This window comes from Staphylococcus sp. SA22 (genome assembly GCF_054165785.1).
Genome location: NZ_JBSZQY010000005.1, coordinates 152,917 through 167,440 on the forward strand (window position 1 = coordinate 152,917; position 14,524 = coordinate 167,440).

Consider the following 14,524-nt stretch of genomic DNA (forward strand, 5'->3'; position numbering starts at 1 on the left):
ATATTGATTAAAGGCAGGTAAAACTATGTATCAACTACAATTTATAAATTTAGTTTACGACACAACCAAACTCACACATCTAGAACAAACAAATATCAATTTATTTATTGGTAATTGGAGTAATCATCAATTACAAAAATCAATTTGTATACGTCATGGCGATGATACAAGTCACAATCAATATCATATTCTTTTTATAGATACGGCACATCAACGTATTAAATTTTCATCTATTGATAATGAAGAAATCATTTATATTCTTGATTATGATGATACTCAGCATATCCTCATGCAAACGTCATCCAAACAAGGTATTGGCACTTCGCGACCAATCGTTTATGAGCGCTTAGTATAACTAATTTAAATGATTTCACTTCATAAAGCGGGTTGGCGAGAATTCAATTTCTCACCAGCTCGTTTTTTCATTGTAATAATAATCTTTAACATTTATTCTTTCTCTATTAATTTTTCTCAAACTATCTTATCTTTATGATAATTAATTAAAAGCCCCTTTTAAATTCTTATAAAATAAAAAAGCCACTTATCGTCGCTAATAAACGACGCAAGTGACTTAATATCATATTCAAAATAACTTATGGGAATTTAGGGAATTGATCGAAGTCAGGATCACGTTTTTCTTTAAACGCATCACGGCCTTCTTTCGCTTCATCAGTTGTGTAATAAAGCAATGTTGCATCCCCAGCCATTTGTTGTAAACCAGCTAAACCATCTGTGTCAGCATTCATAGCTGCTTTAAGGAATCGTAAAGCTGTTGGTGAGTGTTTCATAATCTCTTTACACCATTGCACAGTTTCATCTTCAACTTTTTCTAAAGGTACCACTGTATTTACTAGACCCATATCTAAAGCTTCTTGTGCATTGTATTGACGACATAAGTACCAAATTTCACGTGCTTTCTTATGTCCAACGATACGTGCTAAATATCCTGAACCATAACCCGCATCAAATGAACCTACTTTAGGACCAGTTTGTCCAAAAATAGCATTATCAGCAGCAATCGTTAAGTCACAAACAACATTTAGTACATTACCGCCACCTACAGCATATCCTTTTACCATCGCGATAACCGGTTTTGGAATAATACGAATTAAACGCTGTAAATCTAATACATTTAAGCGAGGGATTTGGTCTTCACCTACATAACCACCATGTCCACGTTTCTTCTGGTCACCACCAGAACAGAATGCTAAATCACCTTCACCAGTTAATACGATAACTGAAACGTTTTGATCATCACGTGCACGTGAAAATGCGTCAATCATTTCAGCAACTGTTTTAGGTGTAAACGCATTGCGTACTTCAGGGCGATTTATTGTTACCTTAGCAATCCCTTCGTAAAATTCATATTTGATTTCATCATATTCTCTAAGTGTTTCCCATTGTCTGTTAGTCATTTTGCTCCTCCTTTAAATATCCTAATATCATTGTATCAAATTCATCACTATCTTCCACATGAATTGTATGACCTGTAGCAGAAATTAATTTACATTTACTATTAGGAATTAAATTTGCCATTTTTTTCGCAATCTGTACAAATTTTTCATCATATTCTCCAGCTAATATTAATGTTGGTACTTTAATTTCTTTCAGGCGCGGCCATAAGTTTGGCATTTGACCTGTACCATAATCTCTTAATGCTTTGGCCATTTTCTGTGGCGATTGAGACAATCGTTGTTGTCTTATTTGATGTTGTATTTCAACTGGTAATTCTAGTTGCGATTGAAATAATGGCAACTTTTCCCAATCATTAACAAATAATTCAATACCTGCTATGTCTAATACTTTAGCACGTGCATCATCAACAAGACGGCGTTCCAATTGATTTGCTTCTTCTTTAATACCTGGTGACGTACTTTCTAATATCAAATTAGATATAGGGATGTGACCATTAATTGCATAATATAATGCAACACGCCCCCCCATTGAATATCCAAACAATGTTATTGATTTATCTTTATATTTATCTAAAATTCGGTCTAACAACGTCGTAATATAATCAAAATTCCACGTTTCATCCATTGAAGACTGATCTTCGCCATGTCCTGGTAAGTCTATAGTGATGACATGACAGATATTAGTATATTTATCGATGTGATTATGATAAGTACGACTGTCGCTAAGAAAACCATGCAGTAATACTAAAACTTGATTGGTCTCAACGTTTGCTTCATAGTAATTATAATGTGTCATGAATCATTTCACTCAATTTCTGATATAAAATTTGATGCTGTTTAAAGTTATCTTCGCGATTCGTTATCAATTCATAAATCGTCGAAGTTTCAGATAACAATGTGGCATTTTTAAATTCTGAAACACTGTTAAAACGTTTAAAATCGAATTGATATAACTTAGCTGTATACTCGAAATCCAATCCCGTCGGTGTGCCAAACAACCGTTCAAAATAGTCGGTTGCACTTTCTTTTTGTGGTAAATATGAAAAAATACCGCCACCATCGTTGTTCAATAATACAATATTCATCTGAATATTATTTAATTTTGACATTAATAGTCCATTCATATCATGATAAAATGACAAATCACCTATCAATAATGTTATTCGTTTATGCACAGCCATACCCAGTGCAGTTGAAACGATACCATCAATACCATTCGCACCACGATTCGCATAAACATCTATATTTTTATTCAATAACAAGTTATCTACATCTCTGATTGGCATACTATTACTAATAAATAATGCATCTTTTTCAGATGTTTTCTTAATCAATTCACCAACGAATGCACTCTCATCTGTAGCTTGTTCTAAATAACATTTAATTTCTTTACGCCCTTTTTTCTCTAAGCATTGCCATTTTTCTAACCAACTTACGCGATTAACTGTCGTGTCTTCCATTAATGACCTAAAGAAATCATTCGCAGATATTTCATATGAAATATCTGGTGCTATTGGAAAGACATCAATCTTATCATTGTTTTGCACTAATATTTGAAATGCATCAGTTTTCTTTAACCATTGATTCAACTTTTTAGAAATCACTGGTTTCCCAACACGAATTACGAAATCCACATTTAAGTCTAAACCGCTTCTAAACAACAAATCATATGTACAGATAACATTCGGATGATCAAATTTTCTTAAATGACTTAAAGGATCAGCTAAAATAGGCAAATCATATATCGTTGAATACGTCAGTATTTGATCAACTTCTTGGTGCTGCATATCCCCTACAATAATTAAACCTTTTTTCTTATTTAAAATGTGTCTTAATGCCGATGCATCTATACTTTTTTGATAGTGCGGTAAAATCTTCATCTCAGAAGTTAACAATTCTGTTGCATTCAAATCAGGTGTTAACGGATCTCTAAATGGCAAGTTAAAATGAATTGGCCCTTTATGTGGTCCATATAAATATTGACTAGCAATTTGCATTTGATAATAAATTGCATCAATCGTCTCTTTACTATCATCCGCAATAGGCATATCGAACTCATAACTTACATAATTATTAAACATATTTACTTGATTAATCGCTTGTGGTGCGCCAACACTTCTTAATTCATGCGGACGGTCACTTGTTAAAACGATTAATGGAATTCTACTAATTTGGCTTTCAGCAATTGCAGGCGTATAATTCGCTGCTGCTGTACCTGACGTACATAATATAGCGACAGGTCTTTCACTGCCTTTAATTAACCCAACTGCAAAAAACGCTGCACTTCGCTCATCGGGGTGTATCCATGTTTTAATATTTGGATGTGCTTCAAATGCAAGTGCAAGTGGCGTTGAGCGTGATCCCGGACTGATAACTACTTCCCTTACGCCGTACGCATATAACTCTGATGCAAATGTAAAAACTTGCTTCGTTAAAGCTGCTTTATGATTTCCCATTCATATCGACTCCTAATGCATTCATCATAGGTGTGAACTTAAGATTCGTTTCTGCCAATTCACTATCTGGATCAGAATCTTTAACAATGCCACACCCAGCAAATAAAGTTGCTTGTGCTTTCTTAATAAGCATCGAACGAATTGCAACAATAAATTCACAATCATCATATATATCTATATAGCCAACCGGCGCACCATATAATCCTCGTGTACCAAATTCTTTCTGTTCAATAAAATCCATCGCAAATTCTTTTGGATAGCCACCTAAAGCAGGTGTTGGATGTAAATTATCAATTAAACTAATATACGAATCATCCTTCAGTGGCGCCTTTATTTCAGTGTACAAGTGATATAAATGATCATTTTTTAGAATTTTAGGCGTCTTATCATAATGTAATTCAGTGATATAAGGTTTAATATCATGTAAAATACTGTCAACAACAAATCGATGTTCGATTAAGTTTTTATTATCTTTTAAAAATGCTTCAACATTTTTTGTATCTTCGTCCTCATCTTGTGAACGTTTAATTGTACCTGCTACAGCTTTAGTCGATAGTATTTTATTATTGACCTTTATTAATTGTTCAGGTGTTTGTGAAAAGAATATAGAATCTTGTGATTCTAACAAGAATATATAACTGTTTTTTTCTTTAGAATATGCTTGCTTTAGAATATATGGAATACTGATATCTTTATCGAACTTTATTAACCGTCTACGTGCTAGTACAATTTTTTCTTCATTATTAATAGATTCTATTGCTTCTACTACAAGTTGACGCCAGTCATCTTTATAAATATCTTCATTTCTAGTAATTTCCCCAATTTGCTCGTCCACATCTATATCCGATATATTGTTGAACAAATCCATTAAATCGTTCAATGCCTCAACAGTAAAACTTTCCCTTTTAACTGTATAAGTTAAAAATGTCCCATTATTATCAGTTGAAATTAAAACTTCAGGTAATACAAAATGATTTAGTCCGAACTCTCGCCATTCATCATCTGATTTATGACTTGAAAATTGGAATCCTCCAACAACTCGAAGATGATGTTTCTCAGATTGCGGATGTATAAATGTGATGTTATGTTTTAATTTTTCCCAGTCTTTAAAAATAGATTGTTTATTTTTAGAATTATTTTTGAATAATTGAATTGCTTTGTAGCCAAAATATGACGTTCGATTATCATTCAAACGCATATAAAAGCGATCTCCTGCCTCATTGTCAGTGAGATGAAATAATGTGCTCGGGTCTAGTGACTGTGATAATTTCACTTCAACTGAAACCCATTCCTTTGAGCTGTCATATATCTCTTTGACAATATCGTCCTCTAATACGCCCGTAGCCATCCATTTCACTTCTTTCTTCGTCTTTTTTCACTCATTATTATATTGTATCATTTTTGGATAATTGTGTTACAAGAATTGCTTAAACTTATCTTGCAATTTTTCACGTCAATTGACCTTTATGCTACTTTCTATTAAAATATCTTTGTTATAAAAAATATGATTTAAAGAGGTTTTGTATTCAATGAGTAATCAATATCAGCAATATTCTACAGTTAAGAAATATTGGCATTTAATGCGTCCTCATACATTAACTGCTTCCGTAGTACCCGTTTTAGTTGGTACAGCAGCATCTAAAATATATTTTCTTGGTAGCGAAGATCATATTAAAATCAGCCTATTCATTGCCATGTTACTAGCATGCTTACTTATTCAAGCAGCAACTAATATGTTTAACGAATACTATGATTATAAAAAAGGCCTTGATGATCATGAATCTGTAGGCATTGGTGGTGCAATTGTACGCAACGGTATGAGCCCAGAGCTTGTGCTACGATTAGCCATTGCATTTTACATCTTAGCAGCAATATTAGGTTTGTTTTTAGCTGCTAACTCTTCATTTTGGTTATTACCAGTTGGATTAGTATGTATGGCTGTTGGTTACCTATATACAGGTGGCCCTTTCCCTATTTCATGGACGCCTTTCGGTGAATTATTCTCAGGCGTATTTATGGGTATGTTTATTATCGTTATTGCATTCTTTATTCAAACTGGCAATATTCAAAGCTATGTAATTTGGCTAAGTGTACCTATAGTAATCACTATCGGTTTAATTAATATGGCTAACAATATTCGCGACCGTGTCAAAGATAAAGCAAGTGGTCGTAAAACTTTACCCATTCTATTAGGTAAAAATGCTTCTTTAACATTTATGGCAATCATGTACTTTATCGCTTATGCCTTTATTGTACTTACGATCATTATTAAACCTGGTGGCTCATTATTTTACTTACTTGCGTTGTTATCATTCCCAATGCCTGTTAAAGTTATCAGACGTTTCAAGAAGAATGATACACCGCCTACAATGATGCCAGCAATGGTTGCTGCTGGTAAAACAAATACATTTTTCGGTTTATTATATGCATTAGGTATTTATATTAGTGCATTATTTGCAGGCATTTAATAGAAAATGATACTACTCGGCAATCGACTTACATCGAACTGTCGAGTTTTTTATTTAACAATTAAATGATGATACATGTGCTTGTATAATTCAATCTGTCCATCAGATATAAAGCCTACTTTTTTATATAACTTTAATGCTGCTTCATTATTAATATCGCAATTCAAACTCCATTTAACATGTGTATTTGATTCAAGTAATGACGTTAATAACTTTGTCGCGATGCCTCTACCTCTATATGCTTCAAATGTCGCAATTGTTTCTATATAATACTCATCGTCTTTAGCTTCTTTTACAGGTAATGGCGTGCCATATTGTTTTATTTCTTCTGGCAAGTCAAGTAGTTCCCATGCTTTTTCATATTTCAATTCATTTTCACCGCTATAGCTAATAATACAACCTGCTACTTTATTTTCAACTTCATAAACTAAAATATGCTGATAAAAAGTTCGATATGTTGCATCAACACAGCTTTTTTCAATTGCATCTAATACTATGTCTTTAGGTAGATGCTTTACCAATTCTAATTCCATATCATCCCAAACCATATAAACTAACTTCGCAATATCAAATCGGTCCTCTGGACGTGCTTGACGTATCACTATGTCATCATTCCCTTTTACGTTATTAACATTTATTATATAGAAATTCTACCTTATTTTAAAAAGATATACTTATAATTTTAGAAAGTTTGAAAATTCTAAAGTTAGAAATATTGGTTTTCACAACGAATTTAAGTAGAATTATAGTTAAGGAGGATTTACAAATGAAAGTCAATAAAGCCATTTATGTTATTGTTGCATTATTTCTTGGAGGTTTAGGTATTCATAAATTTTATGCTGATAAATTTGGACAAGGTCTTTTTCACTTATTATTTTTCTGGACAGGTATCCCTACCATCATCTCAATAATACATGCCATTTTTGTCATTTTTACTAAAAAAGCAGATAAAGATGGTTATATTATATTCCCTAAAAATTAAATTGTGACAATGACGTTTGAAAAGCATATATGAATGGGTATATAGTTCGTAAGATATAGAGAAATGAGGTATGTAACGATGCGCCAATTCATTAAAAGAATTGTTAAAACAATCCTTGTCGGTTATGTAATTAAATTTATTCGAAATAAACTTTCAGGTAAATCATCACATCCGACAGATAATAAACATAATTAAAAATACAGCGCCACTCTTATATGATTTACGAGTGGCGCTGTATTTTTATTTTGCTTTTTCTGCAATTTTTTCTAAATCTTCTGCCATACTTTCACTTGCGATAATACCCCTTGATTTCAACCACTTATTTCGGTCAACGTCATAAACTTTGTTATCTTTCACAGCTTTTAATGATTTCCAAACTGCAGGATCAATGAATTTCGTTCTATTTTTGTCCGTTTTTCCGTCAGTGGCTAAAATCATAACTTTTGGATTGATATTGGCAAGTTCTTCATTATTTAAATAAATATAAGGACCACCCTTGCGTTCACCAACATGCGTAGTTTTGTCTTTTGTGACTTCAGGTTGAATACCCATTTTAATTAAGAATTGTCCCATAAATGTATCTTCATTATTAATAAACATACCTGCTCTTGAGATACCGAATGCAAATGCAGTTTTTAACGTACTCTGTTCAATTTTCTTTCTAATCTCCGCTAATATTTTATCATGCTTTTCCAGACGTTTCTCGCCTTCTTTCTCTTTGCCTACTGCTTTAGCGACTGTTTTAAATGCATCAATATTTGCATTATAATCTCCCGTACCGCTAACTAACATGATTGTCGGAGCAATTTTGCTTAATTCTGATTTGATTTTCTTATGTCTGCTAACATCTGCTATGATCAAATCCGGTTTTAATTTACTTATCACTTCCATATTCGGTTGCGGTCTAGATCCAACCGATTCATATGCCCCAACCTTATCTCTTACTGACTTTGTTATATTTTTACTGCTGCCATCATCTGCAATACCAACAGGTTTCATATCTAATGCTGCTAAATAATCAGCAAAACTATATTCTAATACAACAACACGTTTAGGATTTTTCTTAATTTTTTCAGTTCCTAATTCATCTTTTATTGTCGTCATTTCAGTTTTCTCTTCAGTATCTTTTTGACCACAACCCGCTACTGCTACAACGAAGATTAGCATAAACACAACTAATTTAACGATATTCCTATTCACACATTTACCTCCAAACAACTTTAGTAGAAAACTATATTATTATTTTATCATTTAATTTGTTTATGATATATTTAGGGAATTATTATTTTTTCTTATCATAGTTGATTATCAAATCTTCTTATTATAAACAGCAAATGGCCTCCAATTTTGAAGATGACGCACTGGTCAATAACACTCATTTATCTCAAACCATCATTCTAATTGTCCATACTACTCTTGCAATTTCATAATAGTGATTACGATTCATAAATAGTGATGCAATAGTTAATTCATTTCCCTATAATCTTTGCACTATGCTGTACTAATCTTTATTTATAAATGCAAAAAGTAACTGATGACTTAAACATCTTTCTACAACAATTGTTCAATACAATAGAATATTTAATAAATATTTAATAATTAATCTTATAAAAAATCTTTACTTTCCACATGTTTACAAATATAATTTGGACTATGTTTTAAAAATACGAATGTTGGAGGTGACATGATGAAATTAGGTATGCTTTTAATTAGATGGATGTTAGCAACATCATTCTTAGTGCATGGTACTTTGAAATTTGTTGATTTAGATGGAACAATTCACTTCTTAGGCTCTTTAGGTTTACCACCTACCATCGCAGTATTGATGTCAATTGGTGAAGTTGTTGGAGGTTTAGCACTTATTATCGGCTTTTTAACGCCTTATGTTAATGTTTTTTATATTTGTGTTATGTTAGGCTCAATCTTCACACTTAAACTTACAAGAGGATATGTAAGTGGTTATGAATTTGAAATCATACATATCGTAATGAACTTAGCTTGTATTAGTAGTTATAGCTGGAAGAAATGGCTACAATTTTATTAACTATTATTTGAGAGGACTATCCTCTCTTTTTTTGTATATATCATGCGTAAAAATCCTAGGTACTCATGAATACCTAGGATTTTTTCATTTAGCTATTGAAAAGATTTAACCATTTTTCTAATATTGATTCCGTTGAATATTTTTCTATAATGTTTTCTCTTGCTTTCGAACCAAACTCCGCTGCTAATACATCATTATTAATAAGCTGAAGTATTTTATCAGCCATGTCGTTAATATTATGGTTTTCTATTAAATAACCATTTTTATTATCCTCTATAAAATCACCTTTTAATCAAGCCAATTCAATTTAATTTCAAATTCATCTATCATACAATTTAATTTTATTGTATGATGTATTTAAAATGATTGTTTTACGCATGTCATTTTAAAATGAAAATTGGAGGTGTAATTTTGACTAGAACTTATAATATTATTGGTATCCTTTCTTGTCTTATATCTTTTATTATTATGGCGTTACCAATGATTTGGTACACAGCTTCAGCATTATGGTTCTTCCCAGGTGCAATCATGATATTGTTGTTATCTTTAGTCATTGTTTTTTGCTATATTAAAACGAAAAATCAATTACATTTATTACTAATCGTATTAAATATTATTATATTGCTTTTTTTCAGTTTGCCGTTATTACTTTCATAACATAGCAACGCATTATAAAAGCCAATCAAACGGAGTGTTGAACTTAACATTCCCAATTGATTGGCTTTTAATTTTATCTTTTGGATATTACATAGATGCTACTTTTCTATACTGTTCTAAATCTATTATTTCATCACATTGATTTGCAATAGCCATATCATGTGTTGCTAAAATTAGCACTTTATTTTCATTGACCAAATCAAATAATGATTGAATAATCATCTGTCCTGTTTTAGGATCTAACGCACCCGTTGGTTCATCAGCTAACATAACAATCGGATCTTTTAACATCATTCTAATTAAAGCGACATGTTGTTGTTCACCTCCACTTAGCGTATGAACTTTTCTTTTTAAACTGTTTGACAGACCAAACTGTTCTATATAACGTATCTTTAATTGTTCTTTTTCTTTCTTACTTATTTTTTTATATGCTAATCCAATATCTAAATTTTCATTTACTGTCAGATTATCGATTAATCCATAATTTTGAAATAAATAGCCTAATTTATCTCTGTAAAAATTAGATTTAAATTGTTCTAATTGACCATTAAAATAGACATATTGTTTCCCTGTTTTTTCAAGTCCAGCAATAGTATTTAATAGTGTAGATTTACCGCATCCACTTTTACCAATAAGTGCATATGATTTTCCACATTGAAATTTCAAATTAAGTTTCTTCAAAATATGTGTATTACCTTTTTGTATGGTTAAATCTTTTAATTCTATCATTCTTGTCTTACCTCTTTTGGTGTATCCTCTTTTTCAACATATGTGATGGATATAACATATTGCCCTTTATGCTTTATTTCGACATACGTTCTACTAGGTGAAAATCCATTAAATGTTAATTTATAATCAAGCTTTTCCCCTCTTTCACTATAAGCCGTAATATTAACATATTGTTGCGTACCTTTTGGCACTTTGGCATAACTATACTCCGTTTTTAAGAAAGGATTAAAACGATCTAGTATAGGATGATGTATGATTGTAAAAGCAATAGTAATGGATACGATTAATCCTAATAATATTGCAATGATAAATTTCATAGTTAAAACTCCTTGATAACTTCATTAAAACGTCGGCCATGATAGTATAGGCTGCAAATCTGCAATAATATTTGAACGACAAGGATCGTTGCAAATATCATCATTATATAGTGAGAATGTAAAATTACATTCGTCAATATTCCAATAAAAACAACAACTATATTATTTATTAATAAGTATCGGTAATTGGCTCTTAATGTTGAATAACCATATAGCTTTTTGATTACGAGTAATTTTCGATGTTGTTCAAAATAATATTTCACATCAAATAAAATAATAATTATTAAAATGATTGCGATAATGATTTGTGAAAAGTTGAGTACTGTTAATTTCAAATTGTTTTCATGATACATTTCCATCACGCTATCTTTATAATTGGTTATTCCACTGATTTCCCCATCAAGATGATACTTTTCAATACTTTTTACTAGCGCGTCATAATTTTTGAATAAATACCCGCCTTGACTGATCATGGCATAATAAAAATCATTCGATAAATCTGATGCCTGAACATTCACAATGATTGGCGCCTCTATAAATGACAAATGGCGACTATCTCGTGCATCAAATGAAAAAATTCGATAATCATTTTTGTTGATAAACTGTATAGATAACTTATTCTCTTTATTATTTTTATTTTGTACAAATTCAAACCATGAATGATATGCTTGATTGATTTCATTACGCATTGCATGAAACTTTTGTGGAATAATTACTTCGACATTATTTTTTTGATTTTTTATCGGAATATCAGGTTGAAACTGCTTGTGATAAATCGACCAGAACTGATTATTTACTAATATTACATTCCCCTCATCAGGCGAAAAGTTGTCATTGTCAACGGAGTCACCCTTTGGTTTGAATAAAATCGCATTATTTTCTGCTTCACTAGCCTTTACTAATTGTTCTGATCGCAGCATATTATCAATCAAACTTTGTTTCGTTTCATGATAAGGTGCAAATTCAATCGTGTAATAATCATCTAATACATTCCAATACTTCTCAGTTTCCTTTATTTTATTCAAATCTTTAATAACACTAGTATTTTCTATCATTACACTAGCTATTAGTACTAAGAGAATACTTTTACAAACTGTATTAATAAAACGAATCGTTTTAAAGTGCTGCTTACCTTTAATCATATTGGCAATATTTAAATTTAGTAACATTAAGAAAGTCCATAAATTAATAACACTAATCGTTAAAATAAAAAGACATGAAAGCAGAACTAATCTTAATATGAATAAATCTAAATTACCCGTGTAATTTAATATCCAAAGTACACTTGTAGTTAAAAGAATTTGAGTTATGATTAACGTTACCCAATACGTGCATTTCTTTGAAAAATTTTCAAAAATTATTTTTCTTAATGTAAAACCATTTAAATACTTAATCGCATACGCTTTGAAATTAATGTTCTTTTCGAAAATATAATAAATAAAATAAACGATTAAAAGTGAGGATAACGGAACTACTATATTCATTTGTTTAATGACACCAACGGCAATCATCATATGATCTATTTTGAATGATTCAGCAGTAACACCATATTCTTTTAAAAAATTTATGAATTTAGACACGTCAAAATTTTTGTCTTTTACAAAATAACTCCCTTTGATATCTTTTTTTAATAATTCGTCATCACTTAAATAATGAATGTTATATTTAGCATTAAAAGGAGTGATAGTTGTTGCTTTTGATTTATTAAATACATATATATCTTTATCTACATTTTTGTTTGTATAATTTGAAGTTGATTTATAGATTGCTACGTTCTCTTTTTTAGCGAACTGATCTATACGTTTATAAATCTCATTTTTACTATATTTTTTATTCCAGTCAGTTACCGCTATAGGGTATTTAGTATCAGTCAATATTTCTTGGTTTTCTTTATATGTATAAACAAATAACAATATAGCAATCAGAATGAAGATTGTAACATCAAGTATTAATTTGAACCATTTCATGTTGTACCTCTTGCGTTGTTTATTTTGTATGATTATTTAGTATTTAATAAATGTTATAATATGCTCTATTGACCCACCAATTATGTTTAGTAGTTGATGCTTTTACACCAGCTCTTGTATAACCACTAAATGATCTGTATTTTCCACTAGCTGTTGCACCATGTCCTTTATGACCATGATAATAATAAGACCAAACATACTTACTGCCGACACCGTGACTCCAAGTGCCTCCTTCTGCGTATTCTGTAGATGCAAAAGCTGCTGTTGATAATCCAAGTGCTAAAGATAAATATAATATAGCGCCATAAATTTTGTTCTTCTCTAAAAACACCTCTTCATATTTAATCCATATCTCTTTTTTGTTATTTATACAGAATTTTCTGAAAATAGTCAAGATTAATTTATTTGCTGCAAATTTCAACTACTTTATGTTAAATGGACATCAAAGTATAATTGTATTATTATTAAATTGCGCAGTGCATAAATAGACGATATGCAGGAACATGTCGCCTATTGAACCCGTTAAAAAGACGGTGACTAAATGAGATTTGCTTTAACCATTATTCTTTGTCAAAGTTTTGAAATGATGGTTGTTTTATATTGTTTAAATTAATCATTGCGAATACTATACCAATGAAAGTTATATTAATATATGAACTTCATTACATATTCAATAGAAATCACTTATGTATAAGTACTGCCATAGAATCATAAGTGATTTCTACTATAGTATGATTTTCCTTTCAAATCTGACATGTTTAGCAAGCAATATAAGGAAAATACTTCAAAATTTTGTTACACATCTAATAAAAATAGACAATTAAATAAAAGATATGTTACTATAAAAATATAAAAAGACGACATGGAGGAACATGTCGCCTAATGAGCCCGTTAAAAAGACGGTGACTAAATGAGATTTTCTTTAACCATCATTCTATGTCAAAGTTTTGAAATGATGGTTATTTTTTATTGCTTAAATTTATTATTGCGACTACTATACCAATGAAAGTGACGATAAACATACCGAAACTTAACATTAAATGTAATGCGTTTGCAATAGATATCACAATAGGCTTTTCCTTTCAAAAGTGTTAAGTAATGCCATAGGCACCATCCCCCCTTTACTCAGATAGCCACCATCAATTCAACTTGCCCACAAAATATTATACCATTTTTATAAAATATTTAGTAATAAAAAACTGACTAAAATATAACCTCAATGATAACTGCTTGCCGTTAAAATGTATACACTATAATAAAGCATGCCTCGAATCTTCGTATTGCTATTCTAAAGCAAAAAGAGGCTGGGACATTAAGTTCTTAGGCAATGTAAAAAAGCTGATTTCTATTAATTATTTGATAGAAATCAGCTTTTTTTAAATGTATTTGATAATATACAGCTCGTCGAGCTGCTATTTTCCTTATATTAAGTGCCATTAATACAAAACCTAGCTCTCGTTTAACTTTATTTATTCCTCGAACTGACATT

The 14,524-nt window shown here is 30.9% G+C and carries 19 protein-coding genes and 2 pseudogenes; 6 read left to right on the top strand and 15 right to left on the bottom strand.

The window, feature by feature from the left end:
* The first annotated feature begins 25 nt into the window (after window positions 1-25).
* On the top strand, window positions 26-355 hold the full coding sequence (gene sspC / locus ACXQH5_RS06620; protein WP_000284457.1) for a staphostatin B: 330 nt from the start codon (window positions 26-28) through the stop codon (window positions 353-355).
* Between the two features lie 238 nt (window positions 356-593).
* Here the strand turns inward: sspC and menB are convergent, their stop codons facing one another.
* From menB to ACXQH5_RS06645, 5 genes are read right to left on the bottom strand one after another with little or no spacing between them, the layout of a single operon-like run.
* Complete coding sequence (gene menB, locus ACXQH5_RS06625; RefSeq protein ID WP_000184947.1) at window positions 594-1,415, bottom strand: 1,4-dihydroxy-2-naphthoyl-CoA synthase; 822 nt, start codon at window positions 1,413-1,415, stop codon at window positions 594-596.
* Window positions 1,408-2,211 (bottom strand): 2-succinyl-6-hydroxy-2,4-cyclohexadiene-1-carboxylate synthase, encoded by an 804-nt coding sequence (gene menH, locus ACXQH5_RS06630; RefSeq protein ID WP_000150220.1) that lies wholly within the window; start codon window positions 2,209-2,211, stop codon window positions 1,408-1,410. The genes menB and menH overlap by 8 nt, the downstream gene beginning before the upstream one ends.
* Entirely contained in the window at window positions 2,198-3,871 is a 1,674-nt protein-coding gene (gene menD / locus ACXQH5_RS06635; protein ID WP_000526687.1) for a 2-succinyl-5-enolpyruvyl-6-hydroxy-3-cyclohexene-1-carboxylic-acid synthase, read from the bottom strand. The genes menH and menD overlap by 14 nt, the downstream gene beginning before the upstream one ends.
* The gene (locus ACXQH5_RS06640) at window positions 3,858-5,192 is read right to left on the bottom strand and encodes an isochorismate synthase (RefSeq protein ID WP_223200555.1); all 1,335 of its coding nucleotides are present in this window, start codon (window positions 5,190-5,192) and stop codon (window positions 3,858-3,860) included. Before ACXQH5_RS06640 ends, menD begins: the two co-directional genes overlap by 14 nt.
* Window positions 5,173-5,250: a hypothetical protein gene (locus tag ACXQH5_RS06645; RefSeq protein WP_072357920.1), complete on the bottom strand. Its 78-nt coding sequence runs from the start codon at window positions 5,248-5,250 to the stop codon at window positions 5,173-5,175. Before ACXQH5_RS06645 ends, ACXQH5_RS06640 begins: the two co-directional genes overlap by 20 nt.
* Window positions 5,251-5,400: 150 nt before the next feature.
* On the opposite strand from ACXQH5_RS06645, the gene ACXQH5_RS06650 reads away from it, so the two are divergent.
* Complete coding sequence (locus tag ACXQH5_RS06650; protein ID WP_000070968.1) at window positions 5,401-6,339, top strand: 1,4-dihydroxy-2-naphthoate polyprenyltransferase; 939 nt, start codon at window positions 5,401-5,403, stop codon at window positions 6,337-6,339.
* Window positions 6,340-6,389: 50 nt separating this feature from the next.
* Here the strand turns inward: ACXQH5_RS06650 and ACXQH5_RS06655 are convergent, their stop codons facing one another.
* Window positions 6,390-6,941 carry a GNAT family N-acetyltransferase gene (locus ACXQH5_RS06655; RefSeq protein WP_000620942.1) on the bottom strand — a complete coding sequence of 184 codons (552 nt, stop codon included), beginning with the start codon at window positions 6,939-6,941 and terminating at the stop codon, window positions 6,390-6,392.
* A gap of 164 nt (window positions 6,942-7,105) precedes the next feature.
* Here ACXQH5_RS06655 and ACXQH5_RS06660 point away from each other — a divergent pair, with 164 nt between their 5' ends.
* Together ACXQH5_RS06660 and ACXQH5_RS06665 are read left to right on the top strand one after the other, a co-directional pair.
* Window positions 7,106-7,321 (top strand): TM2 domain-containing protein, encoded by a 216-nt coding sequence (locus tag ACXQH5_RS06660; RefSeq protein ID WP_000867357.1) that lies wholly within the window; start codon window positions 7,106-7,108, stop codon window positions 7,319-7,321.
* 63 nt (window positions 7,322-7,384) lie between these two features.
* On the top strand, window positions 7,385-7,516 hold the full coding sequence (locus ACXQH5_RS06665; protein WP_020978112.1) for an SAR1012 family small protein: 132 nt from the start codon (window positions 7,385-7,387) through the stop codon (window positions 7,514-7,516).
* A gap of 45 nt (window positions 7,517-7,561) precedes the next feature.
* On the opposite strand, the gene ACXQH5_RS06670 is transcribed toward ACXQH5_RS06665, so the two are convergent.
* Window positions 7,562-8,521 (bottom strand): ABC transporter substrate-binding protein, encoded by a 960-nt coding sequence (locus ACXQH5_RS06670; RefSeq protein ID WP_001081331.1) that lies wholly within the window; start codon window positions 8,519-8,521, stop codon window positions 7,562-7,564.
* A gap of 487 nt (window positions 8,522-9,008) precedes the next feature.
* Between ACXQH5_RS06670 and ACXQH5_RS06675 the strand changes: the two genes are divergently transcribed.
* Window positions 9,009-9,365: a DoxX family protein gene (locus ACXQH5_RS06675; protein ID WP_000766009.1), complete on the top strand. Its 357-nt coding sequence runs from the start codon at window positions 9,009-9,011 to the stop codon at window positions 9,363-9,365.
* Between the two features lie 88 nt (window positions 9,366-9,453).
* Here the strand turns inward: ACXQH5_RS06675 and ACXQH5_RS06680 are convergent, their stop codons facing one another.
* Window positions 9,454-9,642 (bottom strand): poly(glycerol-phosphate) alpha-glucosyltransferase, encoded by a 189-nt coding sequence (locus tag ACXQH5_RS06680; protein WP_323670550.1) that lies wholly within the window; start codon window positions 9,640-9,642, stop codon window positions 9,454-9,456.
* 89 nt (window positions 9,643-9,731) lie between these two features.
* Here ACXQH5_RS06680 and ACXQH5_RS06685 point away from each other — a divergent pair, with 89 nt between their 5' ends.
* Complete coding sequence (locus tag ACXQH5_RS06685) at window positions 9,732-10,022, top strand: hypothetical protein (RefSeq protein ID WP_001795266.1); 291 nt, start codon at window positions 9,732-9,734, stop codon at window positions 10,020-10,022.
* Between the two features lie 87 nt (window positions 10,023-10,109).
* Here ACXQH5_RS06685 and ACXQH5_RS06690 read toward each other — a convergent pair whose 3' ends face one another.
* The 7 genes and pseudogenes from ACXQH5_RS06690 to ACXQH5_RS06720 all read right to left on the bottom strand — a co-directional run.
* Window positions 10,110-10,751, bottom strand: coding sequence for an ABC transporter ATP-binding protein (locus ACXQH5_RS06690; RefSeq protein ID WP_000571180.1), 642 nt, complete (start codon window positions 10,749-10,751; stop codon window positions 10,110-10,112).
* The gene (locus tag ACXQH5_RS06695) at window positions 10,748-11,068 is read right to left on the bottom strand and encodes a YxeA family protein (RefSeq protein WP_000668628.1); all 321 of its coding nucleotides are present in this window, start codon (window positions 11,066-11,068) and stop codon (window positions 10,748-10,750) included. The genes ACXQH5_RS06690 and ACXQH5_RS06695 overlap by 4 nt, the downstream gene beginning before the upstream one ends.
* 2 nt (window positions 11,069-11,070) lie before the next feature.
* Window positions 11,071-13,035, bottom strand: a complete 1,965-nt coding sequence (locus ACXQH5_RS06700; protein WP_000870825.1) for a bacteriocin-associated integral membrane family protein — start codon at window positions 13,033-13,035, stop codon at window positions 11,071-11,073.
* 43 nt (window positions 13,036-13,078) lie between these two features.
* Entirely contained in the window at window positions 13,079-13,366 is a 288-nt protein-coding gene (locus ACXQH5_RS06705; RefSeq protein WP_000478237.1) for a lactococcin 972 family bacteriocin, read from the bottom strand.
* Window positions 13,358-13,456 (bottom strand): annotated as a pseudogene (locus ACXQH5_RS06710) (hypothetical protein); the annotation flags it as partial. The gene ACXQH5_RS06705 and the pseudogene ACXQH5_RS06710, both read right to left, overlap by 9 nt.
* A 538-nt stretch (window positions 13,457-13,994) precedes the next feature.
* Window positions 13,995-14,072 carry a putative holin-like toxin gene (locus tag ACXQH5_RS06715; protein ID WP_099112139.1) on the bottom strand — a complete coding sequence of 26 codons (78 nt, stop codon included), beginning with the start codon at window positions 14,070-14,072 and terminating at the stop codon, window positions 13,995-13,997.
* A gap of 283 nt (window positions 14,073-14,355) precedes the next feature.
* A pseudogene (locus ACXQH5_RS06720) lies at window positions 14,356-14,524 on the bottom strand (IS5/IS1182 family transposase); the annotation flags it as partial.

Bases quoted from the DNA above. Each gene is read 5' to 3' on its own strand.
- ACXQH5_RS06665 (WP_020978112.1), top strand. From the start codon at position 7,385: ATGAGGTATGTAACGATGCGCCAATTCATTAAAAGAATTGTTAAAACA.
- menD (WP_000526687.1), bottom strand. From the start codon at position 3,871: ATGGGAAATCATAAAGCAGCTTTAACGAAGCAAGTTTTTACATTTGCA.
- ACXQH5_RS06675 (WP_000766009.1), top strand. From the start codon at position 9,009: ATGAAATTAGGTATGCTTTTAATTAGATGGATGTTAGCAACATCATTC.
- menB (WP_000184947.1), bottom strand. From the start codon at position 1,415: ATGACTAACAGACAATGGGAAACACTTAGAGAATATGATGAAATCAAA.
- ACXQH5_RS06695 (WP_000668628.1), bottom strand. From the start codon at position 11,068: ATGAAATTTATCATTGCAATATTATTAGGATTAATCGTATCCATTACT.
- menH (WP_000150220.1), bottom strand. From the start codon at position 2,211: ATGACACATTATAATTACTATGAAGCAAACGTTGAGACCAATCAAGTT.
- ACXQH5_RS06650 (WP_000070968.1), top strand. From the start codon at position 5,401: ATGAGTAATCAATATCAGCAATATTCTACAGTTAAGAAATATTGGCAT.
- ACXQH5_RS06690 (WP_000571180.1), bottom strand. From the start codon at position 10,751: ATGATAGAATTAAAAGATTTAACCATACAAAAAGGTAATACACATATT.
- sspC (WP_000284457.1), top strand. From the start codon at position 26: ATGTATCAACTACAATTTATAAATTTAGTTTACGACACAACCAAACTC.
- ACXQH5_RS06700 (WP_000870825.1), bottom strand. From the start codon at position 13,035: ATGAAATGGTTCAAATTAATACTTGATGTTACAATCTTCATTCTGATT.
- ACXQH5_RS06715 (WP_099112139.1), bottom strand. From the start codon at position 14,072: ATGTTAAGTTTCGGTATGTTTATCGTCACTTTCATTGGTATAGTAGTC.
- ACXQH5_RS06660 (WP_000867357.1), top strand. From the start codon at position 7,106: ATGAAAGTCAATAAAGCCATTTATGTTATTGTTGCATTATTTCTTGGA.